Below are 11,781 nucleotides of genomic sequence, written 5' to 3' on the forward strand. Positions count from 1 at the left end.
AACCTTAATAGAGCCTTACTAATAGAAGCAAAACAAAATGAATAACTAAAAAGTATATAAAAATTTCAGACGCTTTTCAGTCTGAATGAGTACGATTAAAAAAAGAAAGGAGATTGATCTTAATGCCTTTACATCCATTGATTGTCCATTTTCCTATAGCGCTACTTGTATTTGGAGCAGTAATTGAAATTGTAAATGTTTTTTTCAAAAAGGAAACGCTCAACAAATTCGGAACGCTTTTGATAACATTTGGAGTTATATCAGGAATATTTGCACTTTTAAGTGGGGAGGGAGCAGAAGAGTTTGCTTTTCAAAACTGGGGACGTGGTTTTCATGACCAGGTAGAATTACATGCGTTTTTTGCCAATATTTCCATCATATTATTCGGTATACTAGCGATTGTCAAAATCATGTTCAAGTACTCCCTTTTAAGCTGGAATGGATCACAAATAAATAAAGGATTAATTTCAATTGTTATTGTATTTCTAAGTATATCAGGTATAGTATCTCTAGCAATTACAGGTGACTTAGGTGGAAAAATTGTTTATGAAAACGACAACATCATTATCGATAACACTTCTAAATAATCGTATTTTTTATAAAACGAATGGTCATGTTCCACAAACTTGTTCAATCACTCTCCGACGTCTGTCATCTACAATTTACATCCCTATAAAATGAATTTTAGTTGTCGCACGGAAAAAATACATAATCCGTGGATGTTTACTATTTCATAAGAGTTGAAAAGTATAGTAACATCATACAAATCCTTTGAAAACTATGCCATCTTCATTTTGAAAAACGAATCCGAATTCTTTAGTCATTAATCAGACATAACCTACTTTCTTAATACAAACAATATTGTACGGTACTGTAAAATTCGATAAGCTAGTAGTAACTTCAGATTTTATCGTAGTAAGTTGTTTGTAGGAGAGAAATTATGCTAAAAAATCCTGTTGGTCAGCTGAAGTTAGCTGGCTATTTTGACGGCTTTTCGCTATTAATATTATTATTTATTGCTATGCCTATGAAGTATATGTTGGATATTCCGATGGCTGTTCGCATTGCTGGCGCAACACATGGTTTCATCTTCGTTGCTTACGTTTTAGTTATTTTATATGTAACAATTCGTGTTCGTTGGAATGTTATTTGGTCATTACTTGCATTTGCAGTAGCATTTATACCATTTGGAAATTTTATATTTGATTTCAAATTAAATAAGCTTGAACAGCGTTATTAAAAAGCCTGACAATTAATTGTCAGGCTTTTTTGTAGTTATTTTTAAACAATATGAATTTGAGAGATATTGATAAAACTTAAGCGAAATGTCTTCTTTAGAACAATCCAAGTATGCTTAGTTCTTTAATAACGCAATTGTATAAGAAAGGGGAGCAAAAGGTTTTTTTCTTGAATTTAAATCTTATAAAAAACCAAGTTGTTGTGAAATTCCGGCTGTAGTTTGCAACAACTCCTGCTTTAAAAACTCAATACGTTCCTCAGAAAGTGTAAATTGTAGAACGCCTATACTTACTGCGCCTAGTACTTCACCATTTCTTTGGCGGATAGGTGCTGCTATGGAAGCTGTACCTTCTGTTTTCTCCTCATAACTGATTGCATAACCATTAGCCTGAATTACTAACAATTTCTCAAACAATCCTTCCAATTCCTTTGGTGTTACTGCTTTTTTTACACATTCATGTATTTGCGATTTGGACATACAGGCAAGCATAGATTTGTTAGCGGCTCCAATATGCATCGGTATTCTCATACCCAATTGATCGACAATTCGTATTCGATTATTAGGCGCATCAATCCGTTCAATCACCATTGCTTCAGTTCCAATTGGTTTACTTAAATAAACACTTTCATTGACGATATTGGCCAATCGATCTAATTCAGGACGAATGGTCGATACATAATCGAAGCGATCATAAAGTTGAAGTCCAAATTCTAACCAAACATTACCTAGTTGGTATTTTTTTGTTTCGTTATCTTGAACTATTAGTCTATGTTCAATTAGTGAAGAGAGCATACGGTGCAGAGTTGCCAATGGTAATTTGGTTTGTTGTGTTAATTCGGTTATAGTAATCCCATCTTCTTTTACATTGGATACTATACCAATTACTTGCATTATCCGATCTATCGTCTGCATTAAATTCACCCCTAATTATATTTTCAGATTTATTGAAATATATTGACATTATAATATATTTTTCATATATTCTAAATATATAGTTTCCTTTTAACGGAAAAATTTTCCGATCATCGGAAAGGGGGAGGGTAAGTATGTTTTGTGATTCAATGTATGCACCTTTAAAACGTGTCATTGTGAAAAGTCCCGAGGCTGCTTTTATTAACCAACAGCATCTTCAGGAGAATTGGGAGAAATATTTTTATCTCAGTGAGCCAAATTTAAAAGAAGCTATAAATGAGTACGAATCGTTTCTAGATATTTTAAGAAAACATGTTGAAACGATTGATTTCTTACCACAAAACGAAATTGTCGGTTTGGATTCTTTATATGCACATGATCCAGTGAAATTCACACCGCACGGAGCTATCATCTTACGTTCTGGAAAAGAATTGCGACAACCTGAAGCAGATGTGTTTAAAGAGTTTTTGACAGAAAAGGAGATACCAATCATCGGTAGCTTAAAAGGGGAAGCTATTTCAGATGGTGGGGATATCGTCTGGTTAAATGAGCGGACAGTAGCAATAGGAAGAGGCTATCGTACGAATGATGAAGCGATTCGTCAGCTTACAGAAATCCTCAAGCCTTTTGTAGATGAAGTGATGATTGTTCCTTTACCACATGATTTAGGTGAAGAAGCTTGCTTACATTTGATGTCTTTTATCAGCATAGTGGATAAGGATTTAGCGGTTGTACACTCAAGATTAATGCCAGTCTTCTTGCGTCAATGGCTTTTAGAAAAAGGCTTTACACTAATCGAAGTACCAAATGATGAATACGATTCACTTGGTTGTAATGTTTTAGCACTTGCACCAAGAGTATGTGTATTACCTGTTGGTAACCCGGTTACAGAACAACTATTGAAAGAAGCAGGCGCAACAGTTTATACGTATAAAGGCGATGAAATCACAGTAAAAGGGACAGGCGGGCCAACGTGTTTAACTTGCCCAGTCGAAAGATACTAAGGGGGATATATATATGTTTTCAAATGTTATTGTAAAAAAACCAGGTAAAAGTTATGTAGAAGGATTAACAACTTCTGATTTAGGTATACCAAATTACGAAGAGTTATTAGTGCAGCATGAAGCTTATGAAGAAGCGTTAAAAACTTGTGGAGTAGAGGTTACTTATTTAAAAGCAGATGAAGCGTTCCCAGATTCTACTTTTGTAGAGGATACTGCTGTCTTAACAAAAGATTTTGCAGTCGTATCAAACCCAGGTGCAGCTAGTCGTAATGGTGAAATTGTCGAAATGGAACAAGTATTAAAAGGCTTATTTGAAAAAATCTATTACATTGAAAATCCTGGCACATTAGATGGTGGCGATGTATTACAAGCAGATAATACTTTTTACATTGGTATTTCAGAGCGTACAAATCAACAAGGTGCTGAACAATTAAAAGCTATTTTAGAAAAAGAAGATTATGTGGCTCATATTGTACCACTTAAAGAATTCTTCCATTTGAAAACTGGAATTGCTTATTTAGGTGACAACAAAATGGTTTTAGCTGGGGAATTTGTTGAAGACGAACTATTTTCATCATACGACAAAATCGTTATTCCAAAAGAAGATGAATATTCAGCAAACTGCATTTTAGTCAATGATTTTGTCATTATTCCTGCGGGTTACCCAGCGACAAAACAAAAAATTGAACAAGCAGGTTATAGCGTTATTGAATTACCGATGAGTGAGTTCCAAAAACAAGATGGTGGCTTAAGCTGCTTGTCACTTCGCTTTTAAAAACATACATGGGGTGGGATGGGTATGAACGATCAACAAGGGGTGAATGAGTCAAACCAATTAAAGAGATCCATGAAAAGCCGTCACTTATTGATGCTTTCACTTGGGGGAGTGATTGGTACAGGCTTGTTTTTAAACGTTGGTTATACGATTAATCAAGCAGGTGCTGGTGGTGCCATTATTGGTTATTTAATTGGTGGATTAATTTTGTATATGGTGATGACTTGTTTGGGTGAGCTTGCTGTGCATATGCCTGTAACAGGCTCATTCCAAACATATGCAACAAAATATATACATCCATCTGCAGGTTTTTCCCTTGGTTGGATGTACTTTGTAGGTTCAGCTGCAACCGCAGGTGTTGAATTTACAGCTGCTGGAATATTGATGCAACATTGGTTTCCAGATGTAGCAGTTTGGATATGGTGTGCACTCTTTATGTTACTGCTGTTTTCTTTGAACGCCTTGTCTACAAGAGGATTTGCTGAAACAGAATTTTGGTTCTCTGGGATTAAAGTAGTGGCGGTTGTGATTTTTATTATTATTGGCATCGCTGTCATTGTCGGTTGGGTTCCTATTGCAGATCGTCCAGCTCCGCATTTAACAAATTTAGCGCCAACACAGTTATTCCCAGCTGGGATTGCTATTATTTTTGTCACTATGATGAACGTAATATTCTCATATCAAGGTTCTGAATTAGTAGGTATTGCAGCGGGGGAAACTGAAAACCCTCAAAAGAATATTCCGAGAGCTATTCGTACGATTTTAGTTCGTATCATTCTTTTCTATATTGCTTCAATTATTGTACTATCTGCTATTTTCCCTTCTAGTGAACTCGGTTTATTAGAGAGTCCATTTGTAACGCTGTTAGATTTAGTAGGGATTCCATTTGCAGCTGATATTATGAATTTCATTATATTAACAGCTATTTTATCTGTTGGAAATTCATGTCTCTATGCATCAACTCGATTATTATGGGCAATGTCAAATGAAGGAATGGCACCGAGAATTTTCGGAAAAGTCAATAAAAACAAAATCCCTTTTAACGCTCTTGTATTTACAATGGTATTTTCATTGTTATCACTTTTAACGAGTGTTATGGAAGCAGATACAGTGTTTGTATTGCTCATGTCTATTGCTGGAATTTCAGTTACGATTTCATGGATGGGTATCGCATTATCGCAGTTAATGTTTAGAAAGCATTATTTAAAAAACGGTGGGCAACTGAAGGATTTAGGTTATCGAGTAAAGTACTATCCATTCATTCCTCTTTTTTGTATCGCGTTTTGCGCATTGATTTTAGGGTTTCTTGCATGGGATTCCACGCAAAGATTGGGTTTAGCTTACGGGGTAGGGTTTTTCATAGCTTGTTTAATCTTTTATCAAGTAAGGCTAAAGGGGAAGTCCTTTGCACCTGAAGATCCAAAAGTGATTATTGAAAAAGGGAGCGAGACATAATGTGGGGTACATCCAAACAGTTACGAGAATTATTATGTGAACTAGTCAGTTGGGAAAGCCAGACTTTGACTACAGGAGAACAACAATTTTCTAGAAAATTACAAGCTAAATTACAGCAGTTACCTTATTTTGAACAGCATCCACAACATATTGAATTATGTGATGTCGATAAAGGGCGTCAAGTTGTATCTGCTTTATATAAGCATCCTGATGTGCAAGAAACGGTTGTTTTAATCAGCCATTTTGATACGGTACAAATCGAAGAGTACGGTTCATTAATGCCTTTAGCAACAATGCCTGAAGAGTTAACAAAAGCCTTTTTAGCAAATCCAAATTTATTACCTAAATCCGCACAGAAGGATTTACAATCAGGTGATTATTTATTTGGTCGAGGCGTAATGGATATGAAGATGGGGCTTGCACTTCAAATGCAATTGATGGAGCGGGCAATGGAAGAACAATGGAAATTGAATTTACTGTTAATAACAGTACCAGATGAGGAAGTAAACTCTGCTGGTATGCGTCAAGCAGTAAAACATATTACACATTTACAAGAAAAAGAGAATCTAGAATTAGTCTTATTTTTAAATAGCGAACCATCATTTTCACAAGGACCGGCAGATTTACAGGAATATATTTATTCTGGAACAATTGGTAAAATCATGCCTTCAGCCCTTTTCTATGGCAAAGAGACACATGTAGGAGAACCACTAAAAGGTATCACAGCTCCTTATATGAGTTCTTTCTTAACACAGGAAATGGAATGGAATGAACGATTCTGTGAAGAAGATTACGGCGAAAAAACGCCACTTCCTGTTTCGTTACAGCTAAAAGATTTAAAAATGCAATATTCAACGCAAACACCATATCGTGCTGTAGCTATGTATAACGTCTTCTTATTGAAACGTAGTGCGGGTGAAATTATGTCAATCTTTGAATCTGTTGCAAATGAAGCGATGGCAAATTGCCAGAAGCGATACGATGAACTTTGTCAAAAACAAGGTATTGATGGTGTAGGTAACATTCGTGTTATTAAATTTGAGGAATTACAAAACCATGCACTTGAAAAGCTGGGTGAAGCAAAAGTGACTTCAATAATCGAGGAAGTTATTGGTCAAGAAGAGTGGGATGATCGTGAGAAATCATTACGCATTGCAGATCAATTAATGATTCACTGTCAAGAACTTGCACCAGCAGTTGTATTGTTGTTTGCACCGCCATATTATCCGCCGGCGAATTCTTCAGAGAACCCATTAATAAATGGTGCAATTTCATTATTGCTAGGAGAAGCCAAGAAATATGATATTCCATTAGAACATATTCATTATTTCAACGGTATTTGTGACCTGAGTTATTGTCAATTTACAGCAGATAAAGATTGGAAAACGTATGAAAAAAACACGCCAGTTTGGGGACAAACATATTCAATACCATTTAAAGAAATGGAACAATTCACTGCACCAGTATTAAATGTAGGGCCTTTTGGAAAAGATGCACACCAAATTTCAGAACGTTTACATGTGAAAAGTGCTTTTGAAGAAATGCCAGAATTGTTATACAAATTATTACAATATGTCAGTTCAAGCAATAAGATAAATAGTTAAAGAATCCAATCAGGTCTATTCATTAAGTACTTTAGATATTGCTGACGATGCTAAAATGGACCTGCATCTATGCTATTTAATATTGTCAAAAATGAGGCATTGGGTGAAATGTATCCACTGTATCCTTAATTTTAAATCGATGAAGAACCGCTAATTTATGGTGTACAGTATTTTGAGGAACTTGCAAATCGCTTATACCCTTAAAGCAATAGCGTAATGAAAGATACGTCTCGTCATCTGAAAATTGATGTATGAGACGTTTTTTTGTAGATAAAATGAATGACATCATGTAATGACAAGTTGATATCCAATGCATTTTAGTGGCGCATGCAAAGTAATAGAGTCAGGACTTGATATGGGTACATTTAGAGTTTTTGCTATATAGCAATAATGCAGTTATGAGTAGAGGTGTGAAAATCAGACTGTAAAGTATCGTCTAGAAGATTAAAATAGAGATTTAGATTAAATGAAAACCCATCTAGAACTATAGTAAACTAGACGATATTTTAGGAGGCAATATGTTTGTGTTAGCGCAAATGGAAACACTGTATATTTGTTATTTTAATATATCTTAAAAATTAAATATTCTAACATATTATTTATGTGTTGACGGATAAATGTATTATGTGTTAAATTAATTTATGTACTAAAGAGCACATGATAAATGCGGAAGTAGTTCAGTGGTAGAACACCACCTTGCCAAGGTGGGGGTCGCGAGTTCGAACCTCGTCTTCCGCTCCAAAGTACGGAGGAATACCCAAGTCTGGCTGAAGGGATCGGTCTTGAAAACCGACAGGCGGGTCATACCGCGCGGGGGTTCGAATCCCTCTTCCTCCTCCATTTTTTAAAATAGGGCTTTCAATATTATTATCGCGGGGTGGAGCAGTTCGGTAGCTCGTCGGGCTCATAACCCGAAGGTCACAGGTTCAAATCCTGTCCCCGCAACCAATCGGGTCAGTAGCTCAGTTGGTAGAGCATTAGATTGAAGCTCTAAGTGTCGGCGGTTCGATTCCGTCCTGACCCATACATAATTAAGAGTTATCCTAATAGTCTAATTGACTTGTAGGATAACTCTTTTTTGTTATCTTATTTTGAATGTGATAGCTACTTATGTGTAGGACATTAGGGAATTGTAGGTATAGATAGTGATAATAAAAGGAAGTGGAGCTATAGAGTTAAATTTAGTCCACTTTTACTTTTCGTGTCGATATTCATAATGTGTATTGAATTATGAATATCGAATCCAATTTTTATATATCATTTCAGAAATCTTCCATTATAACGTCAGTAGCTCTTTCATATATTAAAGAGAGAATTTAATTTAGCAATGAATAAGTTAAATAAGATATATCATTCCGTAAAAAGTGTAATTTTACATTTTTTTTAACTAAAGTCATTGTTTTGTGCAAGGGTAATGTGTATAATGACGTGTATATTTAATAGGAGGAGAGTGTAAATGCATTCACATAATTTAGAGAAACGACTAGTTGAGCTAGAGCAGGAAGTTTCTATATTAAAGAGGGAAATGGCTCAGCTACAAAATCAAATCGATCCACGAACCAAAAGTGTAGAAAAAGCTGAAATCATACATACAGAAATGGAGTCTGCTATAAAGAATGAGCGGCTTAAACAGCAGCCAAGGAAGAAAGTACAGGTAAATAATACATCTCTTCAAGAACCGAAAAAGGAAAAGACTATAGAAGAGATGCTTGTTTGGTCATTACCGAAAGTTTTTATGATTATGATTGTATTTGGTGTCTTATGGGGACTAAAGTTAATCAGTGATTATGGAATTTTAGCTAATGGTTTTAAAATTGCATTAGCGTATGTATTCTCACTTGTTTTAGTGGGGCTAGCATACTTTATGGAGTATAAAAAGAAACGTCAAAAAGCGTTGTATATTACGCTGTACGGCGGTGCATTTATCATCGGTATTTTGACGACGGCTGCTGGAGCCATTTTGTATGATGTTTTACCATTACTAATGGCTCTGTTCGTTGCGATGCTATATATTGTATATGGAATTGTTATTAGTTACATGAAAAAGAATGAAGTACTGACTGTTTTTGTAGCATTCACATCGCTACTTCTACCATATTTACTTGAGTATATGGAGTTTGGTGAGTCTATAATATTAGGTTTTATTGTTATATTATTTGCTTGTTTACAAATTGTTATTTGGAAGCATCATCAAATAATTGCACTATATACAGGGTTACTCTTTTCGCAAATGGCAGTATTAATTGTTGGTTTTATGAATAGTTATCAAGAGATTGCATTTGGTTGTACATTTTTAATAGTAATTGCAATCTTCATATACAGTTGGATTCGGTTTTATGAAGTTGAACAAAAAATATCAACGCTATATGAGAGTCTACTCTTTAGTATTAGTATGATTAGTTTATTTTTCATAAATGTAATAGCTGTTAATTATACTAGCTTTTTCTTACTAGTTTACATGATTGGTTTCATCGGACTTGGGAGTTATGCTTATTTGAAAAAGCAGAGAAGACTTATAGATGTTTTCAGTACCGTGGCATTAGTAGCTGCGATGAATTTCTTCGTTCAATTAGAATTAGCAACTAACTTGAAAGAGTTCTTATTACCGTTCACTGCATTTATCAGTTTGCTTTTAGCCCTACGTTTACGTGCTAGCTTGATGAAAGTAACAAATTCGTTCATATTTACACTTACTGCTTTGTTTGTCTTTTTAGAAAGTTCAGTCGATCCATTTTGGCGCTTTGAAAATATCAATCAATTACTCGTGGTTGTATATATGGTTGTCATATTTATAATTGCAAATCGTCCAAAAAGTAAATTAGGACGTTTTGAAAAAGTAATGCAAGAGTTTGCAATATTAGAGATTGTGCCGATTTTAATAAGTTTTTATGTATTTTCCTATATTGCTAAGATAGATTATGGCTATTTCCATTTAGAAGGTGAGTTGCCATACTTCTTAATAATTGTCTTAGCTGTTACAACTGTCGTAATGCTATTTATAAAGGAGAAATTTATCGGAAGGTTTTTACCGGTAGTATTCCTATTTAGTTTCTGCTATTCAATGATCTATGTTTTACCGTTAGAGGAATTATCTAACCAGGTAGTTACCAAAAATATCGTTTTGAGAATAGTTTATGCTGTCATATTTAGTTACTTACTATATTCAATTTATAAAGGGAAAAACTACTTTAGAAAATGGCAGGAACAATTAAGAAAATCCGTGGGTCCTATTATTTCTATCGGACTTCTTGTAGATATGATTGCAGTTATTACATTGGTATCACAAATTCATAAAGTACATTATTTCGGTGAAAGGTTCCTTTATACTGGGCATACGATTATTATTCTAATTACTGCTTGTATTGCACTATGGATTAGTTCGAAAGAACAACAAAAATTTATCCGGTATACTGGATACAGTTTTTTGGTTTTCGGAGTTGCGAAATTAATCTTCTTTGACCTTTCGTATTTGGATTTACTTATTCGTGCAATCCTCTTTATAAGCATTGGTGGATTTGGCTTATGGTTGTCGAATAAATTATTACAGAAAGAAGATTTTACTCTGTAAGATTAAGTACAAGTAATTGTATTTTACATCTTATTAGATAGCGTTTTGTTTATAATGTTTCACATTTAATAAAAAATGCACACTACTAAATTTGATTTTAGTAGTGTGCATTTTTATTTTGAATAAATTTTTTATAGATTTATTAAAAGATTAAACATTTTACAATTACGAAGAAAAGCTAATCTAGGTTGATTTTTATCAAAAGTATGTGCTTTTGCTAGATTTAAATCATTATGTGCGAAAGATAAATTTTTAAGAGTACAGTCAAATGCTTGATTATTATGATGTTCCACTATAAAATCTTTTTCTTTGGTTTCTAGAAATTCCTTTATTCCATACCAATGAGCCATTACCGATTGATGTAATGTAGAATGTTCTACGAATTCTTTATTGCTCGTTTTTATATAGGTTTTTTCACCATTTAAAAATTTCTTTGTATTTACTGTCCAAGATAACTTGGAAATCCAATCCCAAAAATCTGCTTCAAATGTGGTATAACCTAAAAAACCATGTTCTTCATTTTTAAAATAAATTTTATCCTCATCATAACTTAGTGACAATTTCATTTTATAGCTTTCCCCCTTTGTAATTTCTATTTTATCAAAAAGAAATTATAGGGTAAAAGTTGTTATAACAAATATAAAAAACGGAGTCAACTGTAGAATTGAAATAAAGTTGCGATGTTTATAAAAAGGATACGATGTTTAAAATAAAGTCGCGACGATTATAAAAAAGTTACGATTAATAACCCTGGGTATTGGCTCAGTGGGCCACGTCCGGACGATGCCAGGTACGTGCTTTCCTTGTAGGTCGCCGTTTACATGCTTCAGGATGAGTTTGGAACGGTTTCTGTAACCTTATTCCCGCAAGTTTTTCATCTTGTTCAAGAGCTTTTACTAGAAGATGAATTGCTTTACATTGAGAGAACGCTTGAAAAGCGCTTTGGTAGACCTCAAGTGAAAATAAAATATGCACAAACGACGAAAAGAATATGAAATTGAAGGGAATATTAGAAACTGCATAAATTTTTATGCAGTTTTTTCTTTACTTTCAAATAATTATTTTGTAAGATAAAGCCAACTTCAAAAGTGGCCAGACCACTTTTGAATTCATTCAGTAAGAGACGCCATCATCTGAAGGTGGTGGATTTTGTTTCTTTATAGTAGGTATCCAAACACCTACTGAATGAAGATAAAGCCTTTGGATGCATTGTTTATCTGCGC

At 34.3% G+C, this 11,781-nt stretch carries 10 protein-coding genes and 4 tRNA genes; 12 read left to right on the forward strand and 2 right to left on the reverse strand.

All coding sequences use genetic code 11. The features are described 5' to 3' along the window. Window positions 1–122: 122 nt before the first annotated feature. Together ACQKM9_RS14155 and ACQKM9_RS14160 are read left to right on the forward strand one after the other, a co-directional pair. Entirely contained in the window at window positions 123–587 is a 465-nt protein-coding gene (locus tag ACQKM9_RS14155) for a DUF2231 domain-containing protein (protein WP_427734986.1), read from the forward strand. Between the two features lie 353 nt (window positions 588–940). Next, window positions 941–1,240: a DUF3817 domain-containing protein gene (locus tag ACQKM9_RS14160; RefSeq protein WP_427734987.1), complete on the forward strand. Its 300-nt coding sequence runs from the start codon at window positions 941–943 to the stop codon at window positions 1,238–1,240. 180 nt (window positions 1,241–1,420) lie between these two features. Here the strand turns inward: ACQKM9_RS14160 and ACQKM9_RS14165 are convergent, their stop codons facing one another. After that, entirely contained in the window at window positions 1,421–2,152 is a 732-nt protein-coding gene (locus ACQKM9_RS14165) for an IclR family transcriptional regulator (protein ID WP_427734988.1), read from the reverse strand. A gap of 134 nt (window positions 2,153–2,286) precedes the next feature. Between ACQKM9_RS14165 and ACQKM9_RS14170 the strand changes: the two genes are divergently transcribed. From ACQKM9_RS14170 to ACQKM9_RS14210, 9 genes are all read left to right on the forward strand, one after another. Further along, a complete protein-coding gene (locus ACQKM9_RS14170; RefSeq protein WP_427734989.1) occupies window positions 2,287–3,156 on the forward strand; it encodes a dimethylarginine dimethylaminohydrolase family protein in 870 nt (289 codons plus the stop codon). A 13-nt stretch (window positions 3,157–3,169) separates the two neighbouring features. Beyond that, window positions 3,170–3,931, forward strand: a complete 762-nt coding sequence (locus ACQKM9_RS14175; protein WP_427734990.1) for a dimethylarginine dimethylaminohydrolase family protein — start codon at window positions 3,170–3,172, stop codon at window positions 3,929–3,931. Window positions 3,932–3,955: 24 nt separating this feature from the next. After that, window positions 3,956–5,386 carry an amino acid permease gene (locus tag ACQKM9_RS14180; RefSeq protein WP_427734991.1) on the forward strand — a complete coding sequence of 477 codons (1,431 nt, stop codon included), beginning with the start codon at window positions 3,956–3,958 and terminating at the stop codon, window positions 5,384–5,386. Beyond that, a complete protein-coding gene (locus ACQKM9_RS14185; RefSeq protein ID WP_427734992.1) occupies window positions 5,386–6,990 on the forward strand; it encodes a M20/M25/M40 family metallo-hydrolase in 1,605 nt (534 codons plus the stop codon). Before ACQKM9_RS14180 ends, ACQKM9_RS14185 begins: the two co-directional genes overlap by 1 nt. Before the next feature lie 666 nt (window positions 6,991–7,656). Next, window positions 7,657–7,731, forward strand: a tRNA-Gly gene (locus ACQKM9_RS14190). 6 nt (window positions 7,732–7,737) lie between these two features. Continuing rightward, a tRNA-Ser gene (locus ACQKM9_RS14195) sits at window positions 7,738–7,830 on the forward strand. 31 nt (window positions 7,831–7,861) lie between these two features. Then, window positions 7,862–7,938, forward strand: a tRNA-Met gene (locus ACQKM9_RS14200). A 3-nt stretch (window positions 7,939–7,941) separates the two neighbouring features. Further along, window positions 7,942–8,014 (forward strand) — tRNA-Phe (locus ACQKM9_RS14205). 432 nt (window positions 8,015–8,446) lie between these two features. Beyond that, window positions 8,447–10,558 (forward strand): DUF2339 domain-containing protein, encoded by a 2,112-nt coding sequence (locus ACQKM9_RS14210; RefSeq protein WP_427734993.1) that lies wholly within the window; start codon window positions 8,447–8,449, stop codon window positions 10,556–10,558. Window positions 10,559–10,689: 131 nt separating this feature from the next. Here ACQKM9_RS14210 and ACQKM9_RS14215 read toward each other — a convergent pair whose 3' ends face one another. Then, window positions 10,690–11,124 carry a hypothetical protein gene (locus ACQKM9_RS14215; protein ID WP_427734994.1) on the reverse strand — a complete coding sequence of 145 codons (435 nt, stop codon included), beginning with the start codon at window positions 11,122–11,124 and terminating at the stop codon, window positions 10,690–10,692. A gap of 255 nt (window positions 11,125–11,379) precedes the next feature. Between ACQKM9_RS14215 and ACQKM9_RS14220 the strand changes: the two genes are divergently transcribed. Then, a complete protein-coding gene (locus ACQKM9_RS14220; RefSeq protein WP_157059193.1) occupies window positions 11,380–11,553 on the forward strand; it encodes a hypothetical protein in 174 nt (57 codons plus the stop codon). Window positions 11,554–11,781: the final 228 nt, after the last annotated feature.

The organism is Viridibacillus sp. NPDC093762 (assembly GCF_050279675.1).
GTDB lineage: Bacteria > Bacillota > Bacilli > Bacillales_A > Planococcaceae > Viridibacillus.